Origin of the sequence: Pseudomonas alcaligenes, from assembly GCF_041729615.1 — a bacterium.
Taxonomy (GTDB): Bacteria; Pseudomonadota; Gammaproteobacteria; order Pseudomonadales; family Pseudomonadaceae; genus Aquipseudomonas; species Aquipseudomonas alcaligenes_B.
Window position 1 is genome coordinate 1,047,317 of record NZ_CP154874.1, and the last position, 25,403, is coordinate 1,072,719.

22 protein-coding genes and 1 riboswitch are annotated in these 25,403 nt (G+C 65.8%); of the genes, 5 read left to right on the forward strand and 17 right to left on the reverse strand.

Annotation, left to right across the window (positions count from 1 at the left end; translation table 11 throughout):
- Window positions 1-10 precede the first annotated feature (10 nt).
- Window positions 11-640, reverse strand: coding sequence for a LysE family translocator (locus tag AAG092_RS05010; protein WP_373388802.1), 630 nt, complete (start codon window positions 638-640; stop codon window positions 11-13).
- 67 nt (window positions 641-707) lie between these two features.
- Between AAG092_RS05010 and AAG092_RS05015 the strand changes: the two genes are divergently transcribed.
- The 4 genes from AAG092_RS05015 to AAG092_RS05030 all read left to right on the forward strand — a co-directional run bounded on the left by AAG092_RS05015 (window position 708) and on the right by AAG092_RS05030 (window position 4,075).
- Window positions 708-1,676 carry a 2-hydroxyacid dehydrogenase gene (locus tag AAG092_RS05015; protein ID WP_373388803.1) on the forward strand — a complete coding sequence of 323 codons (969 nt, stop codon included), beginning with the start codon at window positions 708-710 and terminating at the stop codon, window positions 1,674-1,676.
- 33 nt (window positions 1,677-1,709) lie between these two features.
- Window positions 1,710-2,708, forward strand: coding sequence for a methyltransferase (locus tag AAG092_RS05020; protein ID WP_373388804.1), 999 nt, complete (start codon window positions 1,710-1,712; stop codon window positions 2,706-2,708).
- A gap of 33 nt (window positions 2,709-2,741) precedes the next feature.
- A riboswitch (yybP-ykoY riboswitch) is annotated at window positions 2,742-2,855 on the forward strand.
- Between the two features lie 93 nt (window positions 2,856-2,948).
- Window positions 2,949-3,530, forward strand: a complete 582-nt coding sequence (locus tag AAG092_RS05025; RefSeq protein ID WP_181418736.1) for a TMEM165/GDT1 family protein — start codon at window positions 2,949-2,951, stop codon at window positions 3,528-3,530.
- Between the two features lie 101 nt (window positions 3,531-3,631).
- Window positions 3,632-4,075 (forward strand): ester cyclase, encoded by a 444-nt coding sequence (locus tag AAG092_RS05030; protein WP_110681317.1) that lies wholly within the window; start codon window positions 3,632-3,634, stop codon window positions 4,073-4,075.
- A gap of 33 nt (window positions 4,076-4,108) precedes the next feature.
- On the opposite strand, the gene AAG092_RS05035 is transcribed toward AAG092_RS05030, so the two are convergent.
- Window positions 4,109-4,924, reverse strand: coding sequence for a M48 family metallopeptidase (locus AAG092_RS05035; protein WP_373388805.1), 816 nt, complete (start codon window positions 4,922-4,924; stop codon window positions 4,109-4,111).
- Window positions 4,925-5,098: 174 nt separating this feature from the next.
- Between AAG092_RS05035 and AAG092_RS05040 the strand changes: the two genes are divergently transcribed.
- On the forward strand, window positions 5,099-7,237 hold the full coding sequence (locus AAG092_RS05040) for a methyl-accepting chemotaxis protein (protein ID WP_373388806.1): 2,139 nt from the start codon (window positions 5,099-5,101) through the stop codon (window positions 7,235-7,237).
- Window positions 7,238-7,271: 34 nt separating this feature from the next.
- On the opposite strand, the gene ispD is transcribed toward AAG092_RS05040, so the two are convergent.
- From ispD to bamA, 15 genes are all read right to left on the reverse strand, one after another.
- Window positions 7,272-7,982 carry a 2-C-methyl-D-erythritol 4-phosphate cytidylyltransferase gene (gene ispD, locus AAG092_RS05045; protein WP_373388807.1) on the reverse strand — a complete coding sequence of 237 codons (711 nt, stop codon included), beginning with the start codon at window positions 7,980-7,982 and terminating at the stop codon, window positions 7,272-7,274.
- Window positions 7,979-8,263 (reverse strand): septum formation initiator family protein, encoded by a 285-nt coding sequence (locus AAG092_RS05050; protein WP_110681309.1) that lies wholly within the window; start codon window positions 8,261-8,263, stop codon window positions 7,979-7,981. Before AAG092_RS05050 ends, ispD begins: the two co-directional genes overlap by 4 nt.
- Window positions 8,264-8,322: 59 nt before the next feature.
- Window positions 8,323-9,612: a phosphopyruvate hydratase gene (eno, locus tag AAG092_RS05055; protein ID WP_373388808.1), complete on the reverse strand. Its 1,290-nt coding sequence runs from the start codon at window positions 9,610-9,612 to the stop codon at window positions 8,323-8,325.
- A gap of 72 nt (window positions 9,613-9,684) precedes the next feature.
- A complete protein-coding gene (kdsA, locus tag AAG092_RS05060; protein ID WP_373388809.1) occupies window positions 9,685-10,530 on the reverse strand; it encodes a 3-deoxy-8-phosphooctulonate synthase in 846 nt (281 codons plus the stop codon).
- 10 nt (window positions 10,531-10,540) lie between these two features.
- Entirely contained in the window at window positions 10,541-12,169 is a 1,629-nt protein-coding gene (locus AAG092_RS05065) for a CTP synthase (protein ID WP_373388810.1), read from the reverse strand.
- Window positions 12,170-12,326: 157 nt separating this feature from the next.
- Window positions 12,327-13,643, reverse strand: a complete 1,317-nt coding sequence (gene tilS, locus AAG092_RS05070) for a tRNA lysidine(34) synthetase TilS (protein ID WP_373388811.1) — start codon at window positions 13,641-13,643, stop codon at window positions 12,327-12,329.
- Window positions 13,644-13,702: 59 nt separating this feature from the next.
- A complete protein-coding gene (locus AAG092_RS05075; protein WP_110681299.1) occupies window positions 13,703-14,653 on the reverse strand; it encodes an acetyl-CoA carboxylase carboxyltransferase subunit alpha in 951 nt (316 codons plus the stop codon).
- 115 nt (window positions 14,654-14,768) lie between these two features.
- Window positions 14,769-18,299 carry a DNA polymerase III subunit alpha gene (gene dnaE / locus AAG092_RS05080; protein ID WP_373388812.1) on the reverse strand — a complete coding sequence of 1,177 codons (3,531 nt, stop codon included), beginning with the start codon at window positions 18,297-18,299 and terminating at the stop codon, window positions 14,769-14,771.
- 90 nt (window positions 18,300-18,389) lie between these two features.
- Window positions 18,390-18,992 carry a ribonuclease HII gene (gene rnhB / locus AAG092_RS05085; protein ID WP_373388813.1) on the reverse strand — a complete coding sequence of 201 codons (603 nt, stop codon included), beginning with the start codon at window positions 18,990-18,992 and terminating at the stop codon, window positions 18,390-18,392.
- Complete coding sequence (lpxB, locus tag AAG092_RS05090; RefSeq protein ID WP_373388814.1) at window positions 18,992-20,125, reverse strand: lipid-A-disaccharide synthase; 1,134 nt, start codon at window positions 20,123-20,125, stop codon at window positions 18,992-18,994. The genes rnhB and lpxB overlap by 1 nt, the downstream gene beginning before the upstream one ends.
- Window position 20,126: 1 nt before the next feature.
- On the reverse strand, window positions 20,127-20,903 hold the full coding sequence (lpxA, locus tag AAG092_RS05095) for an acyl-ACP--UDP-N-acetylglucosamine O-acyltransferase (RefSeq protein WP_110681293.1): 777 nt from the start codon (window positions 20,901-20,903) through the stop codon (window positions 20,127-20,129).
- Window positions 20,900-21,340: a 3-hydroxyacyl-ACP dehydratase FabZ gene (gene fabZ / locus AAG092_RS05100; RefSeq protein WP_110681292.1), complete on the reverse strand. Its 441-nt coding sequence runs from the start codon at window positions 21,338-21,340 to the stop codon at window positions 20,900-20,902. The genes lpxA and fabZ overlap by 4 nt, the downstream gene beginning before the upstream one ends.
- Before the next feature lie 44 nt (window positions 21,341-21,384).
- The gene (lpxD, locus tag AAG092_RS05105) at window positions 21,385-22,443 is read right to left on the reverse strand and encodes a UDP-3-O-(3-hydroxymyristoyl)glucosamine N-acyltransferase (protein ID WP_373388815.1); all 1,059 of its coding nucleotides are present in this window, start codon (window positions 22,441-22,443) and stop codon (window positions 21,385-21,387) included.
- 2 nt (window positions 22,444-22,445) lie between these two features.
- A complete protein-coding gene (locus tag AAG092_RS05110) occupies window positions 22,446-22,949 on the reverse strand; it encodes an OmpH family outer membrane protein (RefSeq protein WP_110681288.1) in 504 nt (167 codons plus the stop codon).
- Window positions 22,950-22,985: 36 nt separating this feature from the next.
- On the reverse strand, window positions 22,986-25,349 hold the full coding sequence (gene bamA / locus AAG092_RS05115; protein ID WP_373388816.1) for an outer membrane protein assembly factor BamA: 2,364 nt from the start codon (window positions 25,347-25,349) through the stop codon (window positions 22,986-22,988).
- Window positions 25,350-25,403 lie beyond the last annotated feature (54 nt).

The window sequence follows — 25,403 nt, forward strand, 5'->3', positions numbered from 1 at the left end:
GGACGACTCTTTATCGAAGCTCGGTAAAGGCCAGCTTAACGCCCAGCCCCACCAGCACCGCGCCCATCAGCCGGTCGAACCAGTGGCCCAGGCGGGCGAAGCCGGCGCGCACCCGGCGCTGGCTGAACAGCAGTGCCACCAGGCAGAACCACAGCGCCGTGGCGAAGGCCAGGTAGACGCCGTAGCCGGCCTGCACCGCCAGCGGCGTGTGCGGGTTGATCACTGCGGTGAACAGCGAGAGGAAGAACAGCGTGGCCTTGGGGTTCAAGCCGTTGGTGACGAAACCGGTCATGAATGCCGCGCGTGGCGAACGCTCGATGCCATCGCCGGCCACTTCCAGGCTGCCCGGCGCCGCCGGCTTGGCGCGCAGCGCCTTGATGCCGATGTAGAACAGGTAGGCCGCCGCCAGCCACTTCAGCGCGTTGAACAGCACGATGGACTGCGACACGATCAGGCCGATGCCGAGCAGCGAGTAGGCCACATGCACGAAGATGCCGGTGCCGACGCCGACTGCCGTCCAGGTTCCGGCGCGCCGACCATGGGCCACGCTCTCGCGCACGACGATGGCAAAATCCGGCCCCGGGCTGGCCACGGCCAGCAGGTGGATCAGCGCCACGGTGAGAAATTCCGCCCAGTACATAGCACCTCCAGAGGATGGGAATCTGGCAACCTTACGCCAGTCCATTGCCCCGAAACAGGTACAGCTGATGAGCAACTGCGCCCGCGCCGTCTTCCTTGACCACGCCTCCCTCGACCTCGGCGATCTCGACCTGGCGCCGCTGCGCCAGGTCTTCGGCGAGCTGGCCCTGCACCCCGCAACGACCGGCGAACAGGTCGTCGAACGCCTGCAGGGCGCCGAGGTGGCGATCAGCAACAAGGTGCGCCTGGACGCCGCCGCCCTAGACGCCTGCCCCGAGCTGAAACTGATTCTGGTGTCCGCCACCGGCACCAACAACATCGACCTGGCCGCCGCCCGTGAGCGCGGCATCACGGTCGCCAACTGCCAGGGCTACGGCACCGCCTCGGTGGCCCAGCATGCGCTGATGCTGCTGCTCGCCCTGGCCACCCGCCTGCTCGACTACCAGGCGGCGGTCCGCGCCGGCGCCTGGCAGCGCGCCAGCCAGTTCTGCCTGCTCGACTTCCCGATCATCGAGCTGGAGGGCAAGACCCTCGGCATCCTCGGCCATGGCGAGCTGGGCGGCGCCTTTGCCCGACTCGCCGAGGCCCTGGGGATGCGCGTGCTGTATGGCGCCCTGCCCGGCCGACCTAGCCGCGCCGACCGCCTGCCGCTCGCTGAGTTGCTGCCGCAGGTCGATGCCCTCAGCCTGCACTGTCCACTGACCGAGCAGACCCGCCACCTGATCGGCGCCGCCGAGCTGGCACTGATGAAGCCGCACGCCCTGCTGCTCAACACCGCCCGTGGCGGCCTGGTCGACGAACAGGCGCTGGCCGCCGCCCTGCGCGCCGGCCACCTGGGCGGCGCAGCGCTCGACGTGCTCAGCGAGGAGCCACCACGCCACGGCAACCCGCTGCTGGCCACCGACATCCCGCGCTTGATCATCACCCCGCACAACGCCTGGGGCAGTCGTGAGGCGCGCCAGCGCATCGTCGGGCAACTGGCGGAGAACGCCACGGCCTTCTTCGCCGGCGCTCCCATGCGGGTGGTCAACGGGTAAACTACGCGCCCTTTTGCTAGCCCGGAGATCGCCATGGACCCACGAAGCGAGGTGCTGCTGCGCCAGGCAGAGCTGTTCCAGGGCGATCTGCTGCTGGCTGGCCTGCCGGCCGACGACCTGCTCGGCCAGCTGCCGCGCGCCCATGGCTGGAGCTGGCATGCCGGCGAGCAGAATGCGCTGGAGGCGCGCTTCACCGGGCGCAGCCGGTTCGGCACTCAGGCTCCCGATGCGGCGTTCGACAGCGCCGTGCTGTTCCTGCCCAAGTCGCGCGAACTCACCGACTACCTGCTGCAGGCCCTGGCCGCTCGCCTGGCCGGTGGCGAGCTGTACCTGGTCGGCGAGAAGCGTGGCGGCATCGAGCGCGCCGCCAAGCAGCTGGCCGCCTACGGCAAGCCGCGCAAGCTGGACAGCGCCAGGCACTGCCAGCTGTGGCAGGTGATGGTGGACTACGCGCCGCCAGCACCCGACCTGCAGGCCCTGGCGCAGCGCTTCGAACTGCCACTGGCCGACGGCCCGCTGCAGGTCATCAGCCTGCCCGGGGTGTTCAGCCACGGCCGCCTGGATCGCGGCAGCGCCCTGCTGCTGGAGCAGCTGGACGGCCTGCCGCAGGGCCATCTGCTCGACTTCGGCTGCGGCGCCGGGGGGCTCGGCGCCGTGCTCAAGCGCCGCTATCCGCAGAGCCGGGTGAGCCTGCTCGATGTCGACGCCTTCGCCGTCGAGAGCAGCCGCCTGACCCTGGCCGCCAACGGCCTGGAGGCCGAGGTGATTGCCGGCGACGGCATCGACGCAGCGCCCACGGGCCTGGCCGCCATCGTCAGCAATCCGCCCTTCCATACGGGCGTGCACACCGACTACCAGGCCAGCGAGCAGCTGCTGCGCCAGGCAAGCCGCCATCTGGACAAGGGCGGCGAGCTGCGCCTAGTGGCCAACAGCTTCCTCAAATACCCGCCGCTGATCGAGCAGCATCTGGGCCCCTGCCAGACCCTCAAGGATGCCGAGGGCTTTCGCATCTACCGCGCCATTCGGCGCTGAGGCTTGCCGCATGCTGTCGGTTTGGGCAGAATGCGCCCCGTCCTAGGGGAGTAGTCTCCCGTGAGCGCCCGCTCACCCGGCATGCGTCAACACACTTGCTCCGCAGAGCATGGCGCATGCGACCCAAGGCCCGCGCGGCCTTGGGTTTGACAAGACCTATGACACGCACACCTCAACCCGGGGCGGGGAGGTAGTACGTGTCATAGCACAGTCAAACCCGCCCCTTAGGAACGCCTGATGCTGGAATCCCTGCTGGTCCCCACCGGAATCGTCGCCCTCGCCGAAATCGGCGACAAGACGCAACTGCTCGCCCTGCTCCTCGCCGCCCGCTTCCGCCGCCCCTGGCCGATCATCTGGGGCATAGTGCTCGCCACCCTGGCCAACCACTTCGCCGCCGGTGCCGTGGGCAACTGGGTCGCCGGCTTCTTCTCGGCCACCACCCTGAGCTGGATACTCGCCGCCTGCTTCGCCGCCGTGGCGGTATGGACGCTGATTCCGGACAAGCTGGACGAAGACGAGGAGTCCCACCTCAAGCGTTTCGGCCCCTTCCTCACCACCCTGATCGCCTTCTTCCTGGCCGAGATGGGCGACAAGACCCAGGTCGCCACCGTGATGCTGGCCGCTCAGTACCCGCATTTCGTCATGGTGGTACTGGGCACGACCCTGGGCATGCTGATCGCCAACGTGCCGGTGGTACTGGCCAGCCACTTCGCCGCCGATCGTCTGCCACTGACGCTCATTCGTCGCCTCGCCGCCCTGGCCTTCGCCGCCCTGGCACTCTACGCAGCCGCTCAGGCGCTGGGGCTGGCCGGCGGGCTGTGACCGCCGGCCGCGCGGCAGTCGAAACGCGCGACTACAGCGGCAGCGGATTTGGCTGGTAATCTGTGCAAGGGATTGCGCAGTACCAACCGAAGGAGCAGTAGATGTCACAGGAAGAGATGAAGAAACGCGTGCGCCAGCACATCGATCTGACTTGGAACAAGGGCCGCCTGGCCCTGGCCGAGCAGATGCACAGCCCCGATTTCCTCTACAAGAGTTCGTTCATCGGCCGCCCGCTGAGCAGCTCGGCCTTCGTGCAGATGGTGCAGGACATCCGCAGCGCCATGCCGGACATGGAGGTGGTGGTCGAGGAGTGCATCGCCGAAGGCTACAAGGTGGTGACCTGGAGTACGCTGATCGGCACCATCGAGAAGCCGGCCCTGGGCTATCCGCCCAGCGACAAGGTGCTGAGCATCTCCGCCATGGCCTTCTGGACCCTGACACCCTCGGGCGACATCCGCGAGATCTGCACCATGTTCGACATGGAAAGCTTCCGCGCCCAGCTCGGCCTGGAAACCCGCCCCTTCGCCGAGAAGGCCCTGCCCTGACACGACAACGGCGCCCGAGGGCGCCGTTATTCGTTACTGCCTGGCCTGCTCGTAGAGCGGCATCACCCTGGGGATGGCCGCCCGCAACGCCTCGATGCGGCTGCCCGATGACGGGTGGGTGCTCATGAACTCCGGCGGGGCGCCGCCGCCGGCACGGCTCATCTTCTGCCACAGGCTGATCGCCGCATTCGGGTCATAGCCGGCCCGCGCCGACAGCTCCAGGCCGATGATGTCCGCCTCGTTCTCGTTGGCCCGGCTGTTGGGCAGCATCATGCCGTATTGCACCGCCGCGTCGGCCAGGGCGGCACCGCCCTCCCCCAGCCCCAGCAGGGCGCCGGCCCCCTGCTTGGCCAGTTCGATGCCATAGGCCTTGGACATCGCCTCGCGGCTGTGCTCGCGCAAGGCGTGGGCGATCTCGTGACCCATCACCGCGGCGATCTCGGCATCGGTCAGCTGCAGTTTCTCGATCAGGCCGCTGTAGACGATGATCTTGCCGCCCGGGCCGCAGTTGGCGTTGAGTTCGGGACTGTCGATCAGGTTGACCTGCCAGTCCCACTGCGCGGCGTCGGCCCGGAACACAGGGGCCTGAGCGATCAGACGCCTGGCGATGGCATCGACCCGCCGCGCGTTCTTGCTGCTCTTGTCCAGCACACCCTGGCTGGCGGCCTGGCTGAGGGTCTGCTGGTACGACTGGGCGTACATCTGGTTGACTTCCTGGGTGGACAACATGCTGAACATGTACTGCTTGCGCTCCACCCCCACCGCGCCGCCGCTGGTGGTATTCACGGCCTGACAGGCCGCCAGCAGGGAAAGGCTGGCCAGGGCGGTCAGGCGAAACAGGCTGTGCATAGCAATCCTCCGGATAAACAGGCGCCGTATGCTAGGGCGCCGCTGCTGGCGGGGCAATGCTCCCGCTTGCACTATGACCGACGAGCATCTTTGCTAGTTGCAAGAGCACTCATGCTTTTGTGGTGGCCAGCCGATAAGCCAGGGACAGGTGTAACCCGATGATGTGGAGTCCCTATGCGATTCAAGTCCATCCAGTTCTCCGTGGCCTTCCTGGCCGGAGCCAGTATTCTGGCAGTGGTCGTGGCACTGGTGCTGTATGCCGTGTTCGCCGGGGCACGCACCCAGGATCTGGTGCAGGAGCGCACCCAGAGCCTGCTGCAGGGCACCATCAACCAGCGCCTAATGGCCCTGGCGGAAGCCCAGGTCGGTAGCCTGCAACGCCAGTTCGAGGCGCCCATGCTGCTGGCCAAGTCGATCGCCACGCTGAACAGCCGCCTCGGCCAGAGCCTGCCCGATGGCACGGTACTGGGCATGAGTCGCGAAGAGCTGTCGGCACTGCTCGGCGAATACCTCAAGGACAACCCCGACCTGATCGACCTGTACATCGGCTGGGAAGCCAACGCCTTCGACCAGGATGACGACCTCTACGCCGGGCAGAAGGACAACGGCTACGATGCGACCGGCCGCTTCATGCCCTGGTGGTACCGCGACGGTGGCCAGCTCAAGCGCGAGCCGCTGACCATCGAGCAGATGGAGAGCCAGGAGCGCCAGCCGACCGGCGTACGCACCGGCGAGTACTACCTGTGCCCCAAGGAAACCGGCAAGCCCTGCGTGATCGACCCGGCCGCCTATGACTTCGGTGGCAAGCAGGTGCTGGTCGCCTCCTTCAACGCGCCGATCATGGTCGACGGCCAATTCAAAGGGATAGTCGGCAACGACCTGGCCCTGAACTTCATCCAGGACCTGCTCAACCAGGCCAAGCAGGGCCTCTATTCCGGCGCGGGCGAACTGGCGCTGATCTCCGCCAACGGCAACCTGATCGCCGCCACCAAGGACGCCAGCCTGATCACCCAGCCCGCCGAGAAGGCGCTGGACGCCGAGCTGCTGCAGCAGCTCAAGCAGAGCAGCAGCGACGCGCCCATCCTCAAGCTGAACGAGGAGCGCGAGCAGATCCAGCTGCTGCTGCCCTTCCGCGTGGCCGGTACCGAAACCCGCTGGACCCTGGCCATCGAACTGCCCACCGCGGCGGTGCTGGCCGAGCTGCGCCAGCTGCAGGGCGAGCTGGCAACCCAGGCCAACGAGGATACCTTCGGCATGGCCCTGGTTGGCCTGCTGGTAGCAGCACTAGGCCTGCTGGTGATCTGGTTCGTCGGCTACGGCATCGCCCGCCCACTGAAACAGATGGTCGGCATGCTCGACGACATCGCCAAGGGTGACGGCGACCTCACCGTACGCCTGCAGGTGGACCGCGCCGACGAGCTGGGACAGATCGCCGGCGGCTTCAACACCTTCCTCAACAAGCTGCAGAACATGATCCGCGACGTGGTCACCTCGGTACAGAAGGTCAGCGACTCCTCCGAACATACCGCCGACATCGCCATCCGCACCAACCAGGGCGTGCAGCGGCAGATGGCGGAAATCGACCAGGTCGCCACCGCCGTGCACGAGATGACCGCCACCGCCCAGGACGTGGCGCGCAACGCCACCCAGGCCGCCGAGGCGGCCAGCCACGCCGACCGCTCGGCCAACGACGGCAAGCGCATCGTCGAGGGCACCGCCAAGGCCATTTCCGCCCTGGCCGGCGAGATCGGCCGCGCCGTGGGCGTGGTGCAGACCCTGGCCAAGGACAGCGAGAACATCAATGCCATCCTGGTGGCGATCCGCGGCATCGCCGAGCAGACCAACCTGCTCGCCCTCAACGCCGCCATCGAGGCCGCGCGGGCCGGCGAGCAGGGCCGCGGCTTCGCCGTGGTGGCCGACGAAGTGCGCAACCTGGCACAGAAGACCCAGCAGGCCACCGAGGAAATCCAGAGCATGATCCAGCAGCTGCAGCACGGCACCCGCGAAGTGGTGAACGTGATGGAGCAGAGCCAGGCACGCACCGACGACAGCGTGCAGCAGGCACAGGCCGCGGCCAGTGCACTGGAGAACATCACCCAGGCGGTGTCGGTGATCAACGACATGAACACCCAGATTGCCAGCGCCGCCGAGGAACAGAGCGCGGTGGCCGAGGACATCAACCGCAACGTCACCAACATCGGCCAGGTGGCCGCCGAGGTGGCCGGTGGCGCCGACGAAGCCAGCCAGGCCAGTGCCGAGCTGACCAAGCTGGCCGAGCAGCAGCGGCGGCTGATCAATCAGTTCAGGGTGTAATCCGCCGGCGGGGCACTCTGCCCCGCCAGATCCCTCAGTGCTTGTGCGCCCAGCGCTGGCGCAGCCACTCCAGGTCTTCCGGGCGGGTGATCTTCAGATTGTCCGCCCGTCCCTCTACCAGCTTCGGCGCCTGGCCGGCCCACTCCAGGGCCGAGGCCTCGTCGGTGATGGCCGCGCCGGCCACCAGAGCATCGGCCAGGGCATGGTGCAGCGCGGCGAAGCGGAACATCTGCGGCGTGTAGGCCTGCCAGATCAGACTGCGATCCACCGTCTCGGCGACCCGACCATCGGCGCCGACACGCTTGAGGGTATCGCGCGCCGGCACCGCGAGCAGGCCACCGACCGGGTCGTCGGCCAGCTCGGCCAGCAGCAGGTCGAGATCACTGCGCGCCAGGTTGGGCCGCGCCGCGTCGTGCACCAGCACCCAGTCATCCGGCTGCGCACCCAGCTCGAGCAGACACAGCAGGCCGGCCAGCACCGAATCGGCTCGCTCGGCGCCACCTTCGGCGCGCAGGATGCGCGGATCGCGGGCACAGGGCAGCGCCGCCCAGAAGGGGTCGTCCGCCGCCAGGCTGAGTACCAGGCCCTTGAGGCGCGGATGATCGAGAAAACAGTCGAGGGTGTGTTCGAGGATGGTCCGCCCGGCCAGCTGCAGGTACTGCTTGGGACGGTCGGCGCGCATGCGCGAGCCGATGCCGGCGGCGGGAATCACCACCCAGAAGGCGGGAAGTGCGGAATGGCTCATTCGGCCAACTGATAGAGGGTCTCGCCCTCTTTGACCATGCCCAACTCGTGGCGAGCACGCTCCTCCACGGTCTCCATGCCTTTCTTCAGCTCCAGCACCTCGGCTTCGAGGATGCGGTTGCGCTCGAGCAGGCGCTCGTTCTCACCCTTCTGCTCATCGATCTCGCGCTGCAGCTCGGCGACCTGAGCCAGGCTGCCCTCGCCCACCCACAGGCGGTACTGCAGGCCGGCCAGGACCAGCACGAGCGCAACGAACAGCCAGTAAGGCGCTTTGTTAGACATGGGGACACGAGTATCCATACAAAAAGGGCAGCTTGCGCTGCCCTTTTACCATTCCCGGCTTAGCCGCGGAACTCAGAACGGCCGCGGTACGGCGCCTTTCCGCCCAGCTGCTCTTCGATACGCAGCAGCTGGTTGTACTTGGACACGCGGTCGGAACGGCACAGGGAGCCGGTCTTGATCTGGCCGGCGGCGGTGCCGACGGCGAGATCGGCGATGGTGCTGTCCTCGGTCTCGCCACTGCGGTGCGAGATCACTGCGGTGAAGCCGGAGGCCTTGGCCATCTGGATGGCTTCCAGGGTCTCGGTCAGCGAGCCGATCTGGTTGAACTTGATCAGGATCGAGTTGCCGATCTTCTCTTCGATGCCGCGCTTGAGGATCTTGGTGTTGGTGACGAACAGGTCGTCGCCGACCAGCTGGACCTTCTCGCCGATCTTGTCGGTCAGGACTTTCCAGCCAGCCCAGTCGGACTCGTCCATGCCGTCCTCGATGGAGATGATCGGGTAACGCTGGGTCAGGCCGGCCAGGTAGTCGGCGAAGCCTTCGGCGTTGAATACCTTGCCTTCGCCGGCCAGGTCGTACTGACCGTCCTTAAAGAACTCGGAGGAAGCGCAGTCCAGAGCCAGGGTGATGTCCTCGCCCAGCTTGTAGCCGGCGTTGGCCACGGCCTCGGCGATGGCGGCCAGGGCGTCTTCGTTGGAAGCCAGGTTCGGCGCGAAGCCGCCCTCGTCACCCACGGCGGTGTTCAGGCCACGGGCCTTCAGCACGGCCTTCAGGTGATGGAAGATCTCCGCGCCCATGCGCAGGGCGTCGGCGAAGTTCTTGGCGCCAACCGGCTGGACCATGAACTCCTGGATATCGACGTTGTTGTCGGCGTGTTCGCCGCCGTTGATGATGTTCATCATCGGCACCGGCATGGAGTAGACGCCCGGGGTGCCGTTCAGGTCGGCGATGTGCGCATACAGCGGCACGCCCTTGGCCTGGGCAGCGGCCTTGGCGGCGGCCAGGGACACGGCGAGGATGGCGTTGGCGCCCAGCTTGGCCTTGTTCTCGGTACCGTCCAGTTCGATCATGGCGCGGTCCAGAGCCTTCTGGTCGGCCGCGTCCTTGCCCAGCAGCAGGTCGCGGATCGGGCCGTTGATGTTGGCCACAGCCTTCAGCACGCCCTTGCCCAGGTAGCGGCTCTTGTCGCCATCACGCAGCTCCAGCGCTTCGCGGGAACCGGTGGAAGCACCGGACGGCGCGCAGGCGCTGCCGATGATGCCGCCTTCGAGGATCACATCGGCTTCTACGGTGGGGTTGCCACGGGAGTCGAGAACCTCACGGCCTTTGATGTCGACAATTTTTGCCATCGCGTATAGCACTCCAAATGTTTACGTAAGGGTACGGCCAACGGGCGCGCACTTTACCGGAGAATTGCCGAATCAGGCAGTCTCGATCGGCGGGAAGCTCTTCACCAGGTCATCCAGCTGCTTGAGCTGGGTGAGGAACGGCTCCAGTTTGTCCAGGCGCAGGGCGCAGGGACCGTCGCACTTGGCGTTGTCCGGGTCCGGATGGGCCTCGAGGAACAGGCCGGCCAGGCCCTGGCTCATGCCAGCCTTGGCCAGGTCGGTGACCTGGGCACGGCGGCCGCCGGCGGAGTCGGCACGACCGCCCGGCATCTGCAGGGCATGGGTGACGTCGAAGAACACCGGGTACTCGAAGGACTTCATGATGCCGAAGCCGAGCATGTCCACCACCAGGTTGTTGTAACCGAAGGAGGAGCCACGCTCGCAGAGGATCAGCTGATCGTTGCCGGCCTCCTCGCACTTCTTGAGGATGTGCTTCATCTCCTGCGGGGCGAGGAACTGGGCCTTCTTGATGTTGATCACCGCTCCGGTCTTGGCCATGGCCACCACCAGGTCGGTCTGCCGCGAGAGGAAGGCCGGCAGCTGGATGATGTCGCAGACCTCGGCCACCGGGGCGGCCTGGTAGGGCTCGTGCACATCGGTGATCACCGGCACGCCGAAGGTCTTCTTCACTTCCTCGAAGATCTTCATGCCCTCTTCCAGGCCCGGGCCGCGGAAGGAGGTGATGGAGGAACGGTTGGCCTTGTCGAAGCTGGCCTTGAACACGTAGGGGATGCCGAGCTTCTCGGTCACCCGCACGTACTCCTCGCAGGCCTGCATGGCCAGATCGCGCGACTCCAGCACGTTGATGCCGCCGAACAGGACGAAAGGCTTATCGTTGGCGATCTCGATACCGCCGACCTTGATGATCTTCTGAGCCATGATCCTGTCCTTATGCCTTGCCGGCTTGTTTCAGCGCGGCCTTGACGAAGCCGCTGAACAGCGGGTGACCATCGCGCGGGGTGGAGGTGAATTCCGGGTGGAACTGGCAGGCAACGAACCACGGATGACCCGGGGCCTCGACCACCTCGACCAGGGCGCCGTCGGCGGAACGGCCGCTGACCTTGAGCCCGGCGGCTTCCAGCTGCGGCAGCAGATTGTTGTTCACCTCGTAGCGATGGCGGTGGCGCTCGACGATCACATCCTTGCCATAGCACTCGCGCACGGTGGAGCCGGCCATCAGCTGGCAGTCCTGGGCGCCAAGGCGCATGGTGCCACCCAGGTCGGAGCTGTCGCTGCGCACCTCGACGCTGCCGGCGGCATCCTGCCATTCGGTGATCAGGCCGACCACCGGGTGGCTGCTGGTCTGGGTGAACTCGGTGGAGTTGGCGTCGCTCCAGCCCAGCACGTTGCGGGCGTATTCGATGACCGCCACCTGCATGCCCAGGCAGATGCCCAGGTAGGGAATCTTGTTCTCGCGGGCGTACTGCACGGCCTTGATCTTGCCTTCCACGCCACGCAGGCCGAAGCCGCCCGGCACCAGGATGGCGTCGACACCCTCCAGCTTGGCGGTGCCTTCGTTTTCGATCTCCTCGGAGTCGATATAGCGCAGGTTGACCTTGGTGCGGTTCTGGATGCCGGCATGGCCCATCGCCTCGATCAGCGACTTGTAGGCGTCCAGCAGCTCCATGTACTTGCCGACCATGGCGATGGTGACTTCCTTCTCCGGGTGCAGCTTGGCGTCGACCACGCGATCCCACTCGGAGAGGTCGGCCGGCTGGCACTGCAGACCGAAGCGCTCGACCACGATGTCGTCCAGGCCCTGGGCATGCAGCACCGAGGGAATGCGATAGATGGTGTCGACGTCTTCCAGGGCAATGACCGCGCGCTCTTCGACGTTGGTGAACAGGGCGATCTTGCGCCGCGAAGCCAGGTCGATCTCGTGGTCGGAACGGCAGATCAGCACGTCCGGCTGCACGCCGATGGAGCGCAGCTCCTTGACCGAGTGCTGGGTCGGCTTGGTCTTGGTCTCGCCGGCGGTAGCGATGTAGGGCACCAGGGTCAGGTGCATGAACATGGCGCGCTTGGCGCCCAGCTCCACGCGCAGCTGGCGGGCCGCCTCGAGGAACGGCTGGGACTCGATGTCACCCACGGTGCCGCCGATCTCGACCATGGCCACGTCGGCATCGCCGGCGCCCTTGATCACGCGACGCTTGATCTCGTCGGTGATGTGCGGGATCACCTGGATGGTCGCACCCAGGTAGTCGCCACGGCGTTCCTTGCGCAGCACGTGCTCGTAGACGCGGCCGGTGGTGAAGTTGTTGTCCTGGGTCATGGTGGTGCGGATGAACCGCTCGTAGTGGCCCAGGTCGAGGTCGGTCTCGGCGCCGTCGTGGGTGACGAAAACCTCACCGTGCTGGAACGGGCTCATGGTGCCCGGATCGACGTTGATGTAGGGGTCCAGCTTGAGCATGGTGACCTTCAGGCCACGCGCCTCCAGGATGGCCGCCAAGGAAGCCGAGGCGATGCCTTTCCCCAATGAAGAAACAACACCGCCCGTGACGAAGATGTAGCGCGTCATGAAAAATCCTAGAAGTCTGCGTTCAAGCGGTCAGCGCCGCCGGGGTAAGAGCGCAGGCTGGCCTTGGCCAACCTGAAATAAGCAATGCACTGCGGGTTCCGAGGGAGCCCACAGAAGCAGTAACAAGACGGGAGCGTAGTCTACCGGAAAGGGTCTATCAGCTCAAACCTTGTGCGCTGGTCGGCGGGCGCCAGTGCAACTGCCAGGCGCCATGCTGCGAACCGTCCAGCCCGGGCAGGTTCGCCACCGCCAGCAGCTCGTCGCCGCGATACAGCAGCGGCAGGCGGCCACGCACGAAGGCCGGTACTGCACGCTCGTTGAGCAGGCGCTTGAGATCGCGATGTCCGCGCCCCGGCAGCGCCATCACCTCGCCCCCCGCACGATAAGCCAGGCGCAGCGGCCCGGCCGGTCGGGTTCCGGTCAATTGCACGACACCGTTGCCCGGCAGCTGCAGCGGCTGCGTCGGCTCATCCCAGGCGGCGGGCAATGATGGCTGTCGCAGCCATTCCCCGGACAACCACCATAACCGTCCGTCGGCGCGCCTCAGCTCGCCGCCGGCCAGGCGCCATATCGGGATGGCATCGACGCCGGCATCGCGCAAGTCCTGCCAGCCCGCCCAGTGCTCGGTGTCCGGCAGCAGCGTCAGAGGCGCCAGCCAATGCCGCAGGGCATTGCGCTGGCGCTGCTCGGAGAGCGGCAGCAGGGGCGCCAGCGCCAACGAGGGCAGCCCCAGCCAGGCGAAAGGACCCTCGCCGCGCGACGCCAGCAGGTCCAGCTCGGCCAGTTCGCTCATCAGCTGTTCGGCCGCGCGCAGGTGCTCGGCACTGCGCGCCAGGTTCGCCGCCGCCTGCGGCCAGTGGCGTGCCAGCGCCGGCAGCACTTCGCGGCGCAGGAAATTACGCGCCAGCGTCGTGTCGGCATTGGAGGGGTCCTCGACCCACGCCAACCCCTGCTGCCGGGCATAGCGCTCCAGATCGGCTCGCGCAACGCCCAGCAGCGGCCGCACCAGCCAGCCCGCACCCAAGCGGCGGCTCGGCGGCATGCCTCCCAAGCCCCGCACCCCAGCACCACGCAGCAGGCGCAGCAGCAGGGTCTCGGCCTGGTCATCGCGGTGCTGACCGGTCAGCAGCAGCTCGCCCTCCTCCAGCCGGCGAGCGAAGGCGGCGTAGCGTGCCTCGCGCGCCGCCCGCTCGAGGCTGGCAGCACCGTCGACCTGCACCCGCTCGATATGCAGCGCTACGCCCAGCTGCTCGCACAGCGCCTGGCAATGGGCCGGCCAGCCGTCGGCGACGGCCTGCAGGCCATGGTGCACATGGATGGCCGACAGCGGCGGCAGCGCCTCATGCTCGCGCAGGCGCGCCAGCAGGTGCAGCAGCACGCTCGAATCCAGGCCGCCGGACAAAGCGACATGCCAGGCCGGCGCAGCAAGCCAGGGCCGGAGAGATTCGAGCAGGGAGGATTCGAGCGCAGTCATGCCGCCAGCTTAAACAACAACGGGCCCGAAGGCCCGTTGCAGATGATGCACGCCACGCGTCAGGCGATGCCGTAGCTCATCAGGCGCTCGTAGCGGCGCTCCAGCAGCTTGGCATCGTCCAGCTTGCGCAGGCTCTTGAGCTGGGCGACCAGCTCCTGGCGGATCGACTCGGCGGCGGCGGCCGGGTCGCGATGGGCGCCGCCCAGCGGCTCGGCGATCACCTTGTCGACGATGCCCAGGCCCTTCAGGCGCTCGGCGGTGATGCCCATGGCCTCGGCCGCGTCCGGCGCCTTCTCGGCGGTCTTCCACAGGATCGAGGCACAGCCTTCCGGCGAGATCACCGAGTAGGTGGAGTACTGCAGCATGTTCAGCTGGTCGCACACGCCGATGGCCAGCGCACCGCCGGAGCCACCCTCGCCGATCACGGTGGCGATGATCGGGGTCTTCAGGCGTGCCATCACGCGCAGGTTCCAGGCGATGGCCTCGCTCTGGTTGCGCTCCTCGGCGTCGATGCCCGGGTAGGCACCGGGGGTATCGATAAAGGTGAGGATCGGTAGCTTGAAGCGCTCGGCCATTTCCATCAGGCGGCAGGCCTTGCGGTAGCCCTCGGGGCGCGGCATGCCGAAGTTGCGGCGCACCTTCTCGCGCACCTCGCGACCCTTCTGGTGGCCGATGACCATCACCGGCTGGCCGTCCAGGCGGGCGGTTCCGCCGACGATAGCGGCGTCGTCGGAGAAGTGGCGATCACCATGCAGCTCGTCGAACTCGGTGAAGATGTGCTCGATGTAGTCGAGGGTGTAGGGACGGCGCGGGTGGCGCGACAGCTGCGAGATCTGCCAGCTGCTGAGGTTACCGAAGATGGTCTCGGTCAGCGCGCTGCTCTTGTCCTGCAGCCGGGAAATCTCGTCGCTGATGTTCAGCGCATTGTCGTTGCCTACCAAGCGCAGCTCTTCGATCTTGGCTTGCAGGTCGGCGATCGGCTGTTCGAAGTCGAGGAAGTTCGGGTTCATAGGCATCCGTCTAGCATCGGCGGCCCCGTGGGCCGGGCGGTGTTCCATGTGGCGCCTACCTTAAGGGATAGCGCGCCCGCGGTCGAGGCGTCGCGGCAGGCTGGCGCTCTGCCGTTCAGCGGTATTGGAGAAAGACGTTGTCTTTGCCGAACTGGTCACGCAGCGCCTGGATCAGGTTGTCCGCCGGGTCGATGCGCCACTGCTCGCCGAACTGCAGCACGGCCTTGGCCTCGCTGCCGCTGTAGTCCAGGGTCAGCGGACAGGCGCCGCGGTGCTTGGCGAACAGCTCGCCAAGCCAGCGCAGGCGGTCTCCGGCCAGCGCCTCGCGCGGCGCGCGGATGCGCAGGCTCTCGGCCAGGCCGGTGCGCGCCTCCTCCAGGCTCATCACCCGTTTGGCGCGCAGGCGCAGGCCGCCGGAGAACTCGTCGTTGCTGACCTCGCCCTCGACCACCACCAGTGCGTCGGTCTGCAGCAGCGCCTGGGCACTGGCGAAGGCGTCGGCGAACAGCGAGGCCTCGATGCGCCCGGAGCGGTCGTCCAGGGTGATGAAGCCCATCTTGTCGCCCTTCTTGTTCTTCATCACCCGCAGGGCGACGATCAGGCCGGCGATGGTCTGGGTGTCGCGTGCGGCACGCAGCTCGACGATGCGCTGGCGGGCGAAGCGACGCACCTCGCCCTCGTACTCGTCGATCGGGTGGCCGGTGAGGTACAGGCCGAGGGTGTCCTTCTCGCCTTTCAGGCGCTCCTTGATCGACAGCTCGCGCGCCTTGCGATGGTTGGCGTAGACGTCTGCCTCGGGCTCGGCGAAGACTCCGCCGAACAGATCCATGTGGCCACTGTCATGGCTGCGCGCGGTCTGCTCGGCGGCCTGCACCGCCTCTTCCATGGCCGCCAGCAGCACGGCACGGTTGAGGTCGACGCTGGCCTGGTAGGCCTTGAGTTCGTCCTGATAGTAGGGGCCGAGGCGGTCCAGGGCGCCGGAGCGGATCAGCGCCTCCAGGGTGCGCTTGTTGATGCGCTTGAGGTCGACGCGGTTGCAGAAGTCGAACAGGTCCTTGAAGGGCCCGCCCTCCGCGCGGCACTCGACGATGGCCTCCACCGGCCCCTCGCCGACACCCTTGACCGCGCCCAGGCCGTAGACGATGCGCCCGTCGTCGTTGACGGTGAACTTGAACTCCGAGGTGTTCACGTCCGGCGCGTCGATGCGCAGCTTCATGTGGCGGCATTCCTCGATGAGGATCACCACCTTGTCGGTGTTGTGCATATCCGCCGACAGCACCGCCGCCATGAACGGCGCCGGGTAGTGCGCCTTGAGCCAGGCGGTCTGGTAGGAGACCAGGCCATAGGCGGCCGAGTGCGACTTGTTGAAGCCGTAGCCGGCGAACTTTTCCACCAGGTCGAAGATGTTGCCCGCCAGCTCCGCGTCGATGCCGTTCTTCGCGCAGCCTTCGATGAAGCCGCCGCGCTGCTTGGCCATCTCCTCGGGCTTCTTCTTGCCCATGGCGCGGCGCAGCATGTCCGCGCCACCGAGGGTGTAGCCGGCCATCACCTGGGCGATCTGCATCACCTGTTCCTGGTACAGGATGATGCCGTAGGTGGGCTTGAGCACGGGCTCCAGGCCTGGGTACTGGTAGTCCGGGTGCGGGTAGGAAATCACCTCGCGGCCGTGCTTGCGGTTGATGAAGTCGTCCACCATGCCCGACTGCAGGGGGCCGGGGCGGAACAGCGCCACCAGGGCGATCATGTCTTCCAGGCAGTCCGGCTTGAGCTTCTTGATCAGCTCCTTCATGCCGCGCGATTCGAGCTGGAAGACCGCGGTGGTCTCCGCCTTCTGCAGCATGTCGTAGGTCTTCTTGTCATCCAGCGGGATGAAGTCGATGTTGACCAGCTCCTCGTCCGCGGCACCGTCGCGCTTCTGGATGCGATGGATGGTCTCCATCGCCCACTTGATGATGGTCAGGGTGCGCAGGCCGAGGAAGTCGAACTTCACCAGCCCCGCCTGCTCGACGTCGTCCTTGTCAAACTGAGTCACCAGGCCGCCACCCTCCTCGTCGCAGGAGGTCGGGGCGAAGTCGGTGAGCTTGGTCGGTGCGATCACCACGCCACCGGCGTGCTTGCCGGTGCCGCGGACGATGCCTTCGAGCTTGAGCGCCATGTCCCAGATCTCCTGGGCCTCCTCGTCGCTCTTGAGGAAGTCGCGCAGGACCTCTTCCTGCTCGTAGGCAGCTTCCAGGGTCATGCCGACTTCGAAGGGAATCATCTTCGACAGGCGGTCGGCCAGGCCGTAGGACTTGCCCTGCACCCGCGCCACGTCGCGCACCACCGCCTTGGCCGCCATCGAGCCGAAGGTGATGATCTGGCTCACCGCGTTGCGCCCGTACTTGTCGGCCACGTAGTCGATCACCCGGTCGCGACCGTCCATGCAGAAGTCGACGTCGAAGTCGGGCATGGAAATACGTTCGGGGTTGAGGAAACGCTCGAACAGCAGGTCATAGGCCAGCGGATCGAGGTCGGTGATCTTCAGCACGTAGGCCACCAGCGAGCCGGCACCCGAACCCCGGCCCGGGCCGACCGGCACGCCGTTGTTCTTCGCCCACTGGATGAAGTCCATCACAATGAGGAAGTAACCGGGGAAGCCCATCTGGATGATGATGTCGAGCTCGAAGTTCAGGCGGTCGACGTAGACCTGCTTCTTCGCCTCGTAGCCCGGCGTGTCCCTGGGCAGCAGGACCTTCAGGCGCTCCTCCAGGCCCTCGAAGGAGGCGTGGCGCAGGTAGTCGTCGATGCCCATGCCGTTGGGCGTCGGGAAGTCGGGGAGGAAGTACTTGCCCAGCTGCACCTCGATGTTGCAGCGCTTGGCGATCTCCACCGTGTTCTCCAGCGCCTCGGGCAGGTCGGCGAACAGCTCGGCCATCTCTTCCGGGGTCTTGAGGTACTGCTCCTCGGAGTAGTTGCGCGGCCGGCGCGGGTCGTCGAGGGTGCGCCCCTCGCCGATGCACACGCGGGTCTCGTGGGCCTCGAAGTCGCCGCGCTTGAGGAAGCGCACGTCGTTGGTCGCCACCAGCGGCACACCGGTGCGCCCGGCCAGCTCGACGGCCGCGTGCAGGTGCTCCTCGTCATTGACGCGGTTGGTGCGCTGCACTTCCAGGTAGAAGCGCTCGGGGAATACCGCCAGCCACTCATTGAGGAAGGTCTCGGCGCGGACGCCCTCGCCGGCCAGCAAGGCCATGCCGACCTCGCCCTCGCGCGCGCCGGACAGGGCGATCAGGCCCTCGGCCGCTTCCTTGACCCAATCGCGCTGGATGATCACCAGGCCGTTGTCCTGGCCGTCGGCCCAGCCACGGGAAATCATTTCGGTGAGGTTACGGTAGCCCTTGGCGTTCATCACCAGTAGGGTCAGGCGCGACAGCGGGCCATCCTCGTCCGGGCTGGCCAGCCAGATGTCGGCACCGCAGATCGGCTTGATGCCGGCGCCCATGGCGGTCTTGTAGAACTTCACCAGCGAGCACATGTTGCTCATGTCGGTGACGGCCACGGCCGGCATACCGGCCGCCGCCACAGCCTTGACCAGGGGTTTGACCCGCACCAGCCCGTCGACCAGGGAGAACTCGGTGTGCAGGCGCAGATGGACGAAGCTGGCGGTCATGGCAATCCCGTTGGTGACACAGAAACGATAAGGCCCGGATTGTACCGGGCCTCGACTTAAACATCAGCTTGCGAACCCGCCGTGTGGCGCTTATTCGATCCCTTCGAGCACATTGCGTACCGGCGCAAACGAACGCCGATGGATGGGCGTGGCGCCCAGGCGCTTGAGCGCCTCCAGGTGCACCGGCGTGGGGTAGCCCTTGTGCCCGCCGATGCCATAGCCGGGGTAGAGCTTCTCCATCTCGGCCATCTCGCGATCGCGACTGACCTTGGCCAGGATAGAGGCGGCGGCGATGGCCGGCACCTGGGCGTCGCCGCCGACCACAGGCGCGCTGGGCACCGCCAGCTTGGGGCAGCGGTTACCGTCGATCAGCGCCAGTTTCGGCGTGATGCTCAGGCCTTCGACGGCGCGCTGCATGGCAAGCATGGTGGCATGCAGGATATTCAGCTGGTCGATCTCCTCCACCTCGGCGCGGGCGATGCACCAGGCCAGGGCCTTTTCGCGGATCTCGTCGAACAGCTTCTCGCGGCGCGCCTCGCTGAGCTTTTTCGAGTCGTTGAGGCCAGCGATCGGACGGGCCGGATCTAGAATCACCGCGGCGGTGACCACCGGGCCACAGAGCGGGCCACGACCGACTTCGTCGACGCCGGCGACCAGCTCCTCGACCAGCGTGAAATCCAGACCCAGCTGCATCAGGCCTGCCCAACCAGCTTGAGCACGGCATCGGCGGCCTGCTGCGAGGCATCCTGGCGCAACGCGCGGTGGATAACGTCGAAGCCTTCGGTCTGCACCGCGCCATCGTCCAGCAGCGGCGCCAGCGTCTGGGCCAGGGCGTCGGGGGTTGCGGCATCCTGGATCAGCTCGGGCACCAGCAAACGCTCGGCCAGCAGGTTGGGCAGCGAGATGTAGGGGCTCTTCACCAGGCGCTTGAGGATGCGGTAGGTCAGCGGCGCCACCTTGTAGGCCACCACCATCGGCCGCTTGTGCAGCAGGGCTTCCAGGGTGGCGGTACCGGAGGCGATCAGTACCGCATCGCAGGCGGCCAGCGCTTCATGAGAGCGGCCATCGAGCAACAGCAGCGGCAGGTTGCGCCCGGCCAGCATGGCCTCCAGCTGCGCGCGGCGCTCGGCATTGGCACAGGGCAGCACGAAGCGGATACCGGGGCGCAGTGTGCGCAGGCGCTCGGCGGCATCGAGGAACAGCGCGCCCAGGCGCGCCACTTCGCCACCCCGGCTTCCCGGCAGCAGGGCCACCACCGGCTCATCCAGCGCCAGGCCGAGCGCCTCGCGGGCGCCGGCGCGGTCCGCCTGCAGCGGTATGGTGTTGGCCAGTGGATGACCGACGAAGCGCACCGGCACCTGGTGCTCCAGGTAGAAACGCGCCTCGAAGGGGAACAGCGTCAGCATCAGGTCGCAGGCGTCGCGGATCTTCAGCACGCGCTTCTGCCGCCAAGCCCATACCGAAGGACTGACGTAGTGCACGGTCTTGATGCCGGCCTGGCGCAGCTTGAGCTCGAGGGTCAGGTTGAAATCCGGGGCATCGATGCCGATGAACAGGTCCGGTTTGGCGGCGATCAGGTCCTGAATCAGGCGCTTGCGCCGCGCCAGCAGCTCGCGCAGGCGCCCCAGCACCTCGACCAGGCCCATCACCGCCAGGCGCTCCATGGGGAAGGCGGAGACAAGCCCCTCGGCCTCCATGCGCGGACCGCCGACGCCGATGAACTCGACCTGGGGATGTTGCTGCTTGAGCGCCTGCATCAGGCCGGCGCCGAGGATATCGCCGGAAGCCTCGCCGGCCACCAGCGCAACACGAAGGGGGCGACTCATATCAGCGGGTAATGCCGCGCGTCGAGGCCTGGACGGAATCGCGGAACACCGCCACTTCCGGGAACTGGGAAGCGGACTCGGCCAGCTCGGCCAGCGCCTGCTCGACGGTCAGGCCCTGGCGGTAGACCACCTTGTAGGCTCGGCGCAGGGCGGCGATGGCCTCGGCACTGAAGCCGCGACGGCGCATGCCCTCGAAGTTCATGCTGCGCGCCTCGGCCGGGTTGCCGAACACGGTGACGTAGGCTGGCACGTCCTTGCCGATGGCCGTGCCCATGCCGGAGAAGCTGTGGGCGCCGATGCGGCAGAACTGGTGGACCAGGGTGAAGCCGGAAAGGATCGCCCAGTCGTCCATGTGCACATGGCCAGCCAGCGCAGTGTTGTTGACCAGGATGCAGTGGTTGCCGATCACGCTGTCGTGACCGACGTGCACATAGGCCATCAGCAGGTTGTGGTCGCCGATGGTGGTCTCGGAGCGGTCCTGCACGGTGCCACGGTGGATGGTGACACCTTCGCGGATCACGTTGTGATCGCCAATGACCAGCCGGGTCGGCTCACCCTTGTACTTGAGGTCGGGCGTGTCCTCGCCCACCGAGGAGAACTGGTAGATCTTGTTGTGCCGGCCGATCACGGTCGGGCCCTTGAGCACCACGTGCGGGCCAATCACGGTACCCTCGCCGATTTCCACATCGGGTCCGATGATCGACCAGGGGCCGACCTGGACATCCGCGGCCAACTTGGCCGAAGGGTCGATGATGGCGCGAGGGTCAATCAAACTCATAGCTTGCGTTCCGCACAGATGATTTCCGCCGAGCAGACTTCCTTGCCATCGACACTGGCCTGGCACTCGAACTTCCAGATACTGCGCTTGACGCTGAGGAACTTGGCTTGCAGTACCAGTTGGTCGCCAGGGAGCACTGGCTGGCGGAAGCGCAGCTTGTCGGAGCCGACGAAGTAATACAGGGTGCCGTCAGCCGGCTTCACATCGAGCATCTTGAAACCGAGGATGCCGGCGGCCTGAGCCATGGCCTCGATGATCAGCACGCCCGGCATGATCGGATGATCGGGGAAGTGGCCATTGAAGAAGGGCTCGTTGATGCTGACATTCTTGTAGGCACGAATGGTCTTGGCTTCCACGTCCAGCTCGGCTACGCGATCCACCAGCAGGAAAGGATAGCGGTGCGGTAGATATTCGCGAATCTCGTTGATGTCCATCATGTGCGGAGAGCCTGTTCTAAAAAATGGGGGTGCCGCGGGCACGGTCAGGCATCAGATGAGGCCTGACCGTCCGGGGTCACGGCGGCGAGGCGCTTTTCCAGCTCGCGCAGGCGCTTCGCCATGTCGTCCAGTTGACGAATACGCGCGGCACTCTTCTTCCAGTCGGCAGCGGTCTGCATGGCGGTACCGGAAGAATAGGCGCCTGGTTCGGTGATCGAGCGGGTGACCATGGTCATGCCGGTGACGAACACGTTGTCGCACACTTCGATGTGCCCGACCATGCCGACGCCACCAGCGATCATGCAGTGCTTGCCGATCTTGGTGCTGCCGGAGATGCCAACGCAGCCGGCCATGGCGGTGTGATCACCGATCTGCACGTTGTGCGCGATCATGATCTGATTATCCAGCTTCACACCGTTGCCGATAACGGTATCGGCCAAGGCCCCGCGGTCGATGGTGGTGTTGGCGCCGACTTCCACGTCGTCACCCAGCACCACGCCGCCGATCTGCGCGATCTTCTGCCACACGCCCTTCTCGTTGGCGAAGCCGAAGCCCTCGCCACCGAGCACGGCGCCGGACTGAATGACCACGCGCTTGCCGATCTTCACATCGTGGTAAAGGGTCACTCGTGGCGCCAGCCAGCCACCCTCGCCGATCTCGCTGCGCGCGCCGACCACGCAGTGGGCGCCGACGGTGACGCCAGCGGCGATGCGTGCGCCGCTCTCGATCACCGCGTAGGCACCGATGCTGGCAGTCGGATCGACCTGGGCGTCGGCGGCGACGATGGCAGTCGGGTGCACCCCGGCAGGGGCAACGGGCTTGGTGTCGAACAGGTGGGAAAGCTGGGCGAAGGCCAGGTAGGGATTGGCCACCAGCAGTACATCGCCGGCATAGCCTTCGGCATCAGCGGCAGTCAGCAGCACCACGCCGGCACGGGTATCGGCGAGGTATTTGCGGTACTGGGCGTTGGACAGAAAGCTCAGCTGCTCGGGTCCGGCATCCTGCAGGGTCGCCAGGCCGCGGATCGGCTTGTCCGCGGCGCCACGCAGGGTAGCGCCGAGACGCCCGGCCAGTTCGCCGAGGGTGAAGACAGTTGCGCTCATGATCAGCGCTGCGAGTTCATGCGCTCGATGACCTGGCGGGTGATCTCGTACTGCGGCTTGACGTCGACCACGGCGCCACGCTCCAGTACCAGGTCATAGTTGCCCTGCTTGATCACTTCCTCAACGGCCTTGTCCAGCTTAGGCTTGAGCTGCTTGAGCATGTCGCGGTCGGAGATGGCCTTGGCTTCGTTCAGCTCCTTGGACTGGAACTGGAAATCGCGGGCCTTCTGCTTGAACTCCAGCTCCAGGCGCTCACGCTCGGCCTGCTGCATTTTCTCGCCATCCTTGACCAGACGATCCTGGATGCGCTTGGCATCACTTTCCAGCTGCTTGAGCTTGCTCAGCTGCGGGCCGAACTTCTTCTCGGCATCAACGGCATACTTCTTGGCGGCATCGGACTCGAGCAGGGCCATCTGATAGTTCATCACCGCGATTTTCATCTCGGCAAAGGCCGGGGTCGCCATCAGGGCTGCGGCGACCAGAACCAGTTGAGTCAACTTACGCACGATGCACTCCTGCAACAAACACTGTTGTCTAGCAAATTAGAAAGTTTGGCCCAGGGAGAACTGGAATACCTGGGTATCCGCCTCTTCCGGCTTCTTGATCGGTGCCGCCAGGCTGAAGCTCAGCGGTCCGAGGGCGGTGACCCAGGTCACACCGACACCCACGGAGCTTGCCAGATCGCCGAAATCGATGTTGTTGCAGCTCGGCGAAGAGGAAGAACAGGAGGTGTCGTACACGTTACCCACGTCCCAGAACAACACGGTGCGCAGGGAGCGCTGATCCTTGACGAACGGCAGCGGGAACAGCAGTTCCGCACCACCCTGGATCAGCACGTTACCGCCGAAGGGAAGCGGGTCCTGATCCGGGTCGCGTTCCGTACCTTCGTTACCGGTGACAGCGAAGCCCCGGCTAGGAGTGCTGCGCGGACCGAGACTGCTGTCCTCGAAGCCACGTACCGAGTTGAAGCCGCCGCCGAAGTAATGCTCATAGAACGGCAGCTCCTCGGTGGAACCATAGGCATCGCCGTAGCCCAGCTCGGTATGGAAACGCAGCGTGTACTTGTCGTTGATCGGCTGGAAGATCTGGCCACGGTAGTCGAGCTTGAAGAACGACAGATCGCTGCCCGGCACGGTGGTTTCCAGCACCAGACTCTGCGAATGACCACGATTGGCCAGCACGCCGCGATTGAGGGTCGACTCGGACCAGCCGATCGAAGCCTTCAGGTTCAGGTAGCTGTCGCCTTCCTGCTCGATGAAATCGAAGATCTCGTCGACGGTGTAGACACCAGTATCGATGCTGTCCTGCTGGATGGTCAGACCATAGGTCAGGCGCGAAGTCTCGCTGATCGGGTAGCCGATGCTCATACCGGCGCCATAACTGTCGACCGAGTAGCTGGAAACATCGACATCGAGATCATCGTAGTCGGTGGTGCGATAGAAGGCGTTGTAGCCCAGGCTGACGCCGTCGACGGTCCAGTAGGGGTCGACGAAGCCGAAGTTGTAGCGGGTCTGGTACTCGGAGCGGGTCAGACCGACGCTGACCTTGTTGCCGGTACCGAGGAAGTTGTTCTGGCTGATTGAGCCACCGAGGATCAGACCGGCGTTCTGGGCGAAGCCGACGCTGGCGGTGATGGAGCCGGACGGCTGCTCTTCGACGCTGTAGTTGACGTCGACCTGGTCGTCGGTGCCCGGCACCTGCGGGGTCTCGACGTTGACTTCCTTGAAGTAGCCGAGGCGCTCCAGGCGGGTCTTGGACTGGTCGATCAGATAGGTGGAGGCCCAGCCGCCCTCCATCTGGCGCATCTCGCGGCGCAGCACCTCGTCCTCAGTCTTGGTGTTGCCGCGGAAGTTGATGCGATTGACGTAGGCGCGCTTGCCCGGATCGACCACGAAGGTGATGGCGACGGTCTTGTCTTCATCGTTAGGCTGCGGCACGCCGTTGACGTTGGCGAAGGTGTAGCCCTCGTTGCCCAGGCGGCGGGTGATCAGCTCGGAGGTGGTGGTCATCACCTTGCGCGAGAAGACCTGCCCCTGCTTGACCAGCAGCAGCTTTTCGATTTCCTCCTGCGGCACCTTGAGGTCACCGGAGAGTTTCACTTCGCTGACGCTGTACTTCTCGCCCTCGTCGACGTTGACGGTGATGTAGACGTGCTTCTTGTCCGGGGTAATGGATACCTGGGTGGAGGAGATATCCATGTTGATGTAGCCGCGGTCCAGGTAGTAGGAGCGCAGACGCTCCAGGTCGCCGGACAGCTTCTCGCGGGCGTACTTGTCATCGTTCTTGAAGAAGGACAGCCAGTTGGTGGTCTTAAGCTCGAACAGGGCGGTCAGGTCCTCGTCCGGGAACACGCTGTTACCGACCACGTTGATGTGCTGGATGGCGGCGACCGAGCCTTCATTGATGGTGATCTTCAGGGCTACGCGGTTGCGCGGCTGCGGAATCACTTCGGCTTCGATCTCGGCGGAGTAGCGACCCTGGGCCACGTACTGGCGCAGCAGCTCGTTGCGCACGCCCTCGAGGGTGGCGCGCTGGAAGATTTCACCCTCGGCCAGACCGGACTGCTGCAAGCCCTTCATCAGATCTTCGGTGGTGATCGCCTTGTTGCCTTCGATCTCGATGGTGGAGATGGAGGGGCGCTCGACCACGTTGATCACCAGCACGTCACCTTCGCGACCGAGCTGGATGTCCTGGAAGAAACCGGTCTTGAACAAGGCACGGGTGGCATCCACCAGGCGACGGTCATCGACCGCATCGCCCACATTCAGCGGCAGGGCGCCGAACAGGCTTCCCGCGGAAACCCGCTGCAGACCGTTGACCCGAATATCGGTGATGGTGAAGGACTCGGCGTGAACTTCGGCGATCATCAGTGCGGCGAAGACCGCAGGTAGCAGCAGACGTTTCATGAAGTCCTTTCTTATTCCAACTGATAATAAAGAAACTGCCGCGATACGCGGCAG

Bases quoted from the DNA above. Each gene is read 5' to 3' on its own strand.
- AAG092_RS05010 (WP_373388802.1), bottom strand. From the start codon at position 640: ATGTACTGGGCGGAATTTCTCACCGTGGCGCTGATCCACCTGCTGGCC.
- AAG092_RS05015 (WP_373388803.1), top strand. From the start codon at position 708: ATGAGCAACTGCGCCCGCGCCGTCTTCCTTGACCACGCCTCCCTCGAC.
- AAG092_RS05020 (WP_373388804.1), top strand. From the start codon at position 1,710: ATGGACCCACGAAGCGAGGTGCTGCTGCGCCAGGCAGAGCTGTTCCAG.
- AAG092_RS05030 (WP_110681317.1), top strand. From the start codon at position 3,632: ATGTCACAGGAAGAGATGAAGAAACGCGTGCGCCAGCACATCGATCTG.
- AAG092_RS05035 (WP_373388805.1), bottom strand. From the start codon at position 4,924: ATGCACAGCCTGTTTCGCCTGACCGCCCTGGCCAGCCTTTCCCTGCTG.
- AAG092_RS05040 (WP_373388806.1), top strand. From the start codon at position 5,099: ATGCGATTCAAGTCCATCCAGTTCTCCGTGGCCTTCCTGGCCGGAGCC.
- ispD (WP_373388807.1), bottom strand. From the start codon at position 7,982: ATGAGCCATTCCGCACTTCCCGCCTTCTGGGTGGTGATTCCCGCCGCC.
- AAG092_RS05050 (WP_110681309.1), bottom strand. From the start codon at position 8,263: ATGTCTAACAAAGCGCCTTACTGGCTGTTCGTTGCGCTCGTGCTGGTC.
- eno (WP_373388808.1), bottom strand. From the start codon at position 9,612: ATGGCAAAAATTGTCGACATCAAAGGCCGTGAGGTTCTCGACTCCCGT.
- kdsA (WP_373388809.1), bottom strand. From the start codon at position 10,530: ATGGCTCAGAAGATCATCAAGGTCGGCGGTATCGAGATCGCCAACGAT.
- AAG092_RS05065 (WP_373388810.1), bottom strand. From the start codon at position 12,169: ATGACGCGCTACATCTTCGTCACGGGCGGTGTTGTTTCTTCATTGGGG.
- tilS (WP_373388811.1), bottom strand. From the start codon at position 13,643: ATGACTGCGCTCGAATCCTCCCTGCTCGAATCTCTCCGGCCCTGGCTT.
- AAG092_RS05075 (WP_110681299.1), bottom strand. From the start codon at position 14,653: ATGAACCCGAACTTCCTCGACTTCGAACAGCCGATCGCCGACCTGCAA.
- dnaE (WP_373388812.1), bottom strand. From the start codon at position 18,299: ATGACCGCCAGCTTCGTCCATCTGCGCCTGCACACCGAGTTCTCCCTG.
- rnhB (WP_373388813.1), bottom strand. From the start codon at position 18,992: ATGCAGCTGGGTCTGGATTTCACGCTGGTCGAGGAGCTGGTCGCCGGC.
- lpxB (WP_373388814.1), bottom strand. From the start codon at position 20,125: ATGAGTCGCCCCCTTCGTGTTGCGCTGGTGGCCGGCGAGGCTTCCGGC.
- lpxA (WP_110681293.1), bottom strand. From the start codon at position 20,903: ATGAGTTTGATTGACCCTCGCGCCATCATCGACCCTTCGGCCAAGTTG.
- fabZ (WP_110681292.1), bottom strand. From the start codon at position 21,340: ATGATGGACATCAACGAGATTCGCGAATATCTACCGCACCGCTATCCT.
- lpxD (WP_373388815.1), bottom strand. From the start codon at position 22,443: ATGAGCGCAACTGTCTTCACCCTCGGCGAACTGGCCGGGCGTCTCGGC.
- bamA (WP_373388816.1), bottom strand. From the start codon at position 25,349: ATGAAACGTCTGCTGCTACCTGCGGTCTTCGCCGCACTGATGATCGCC.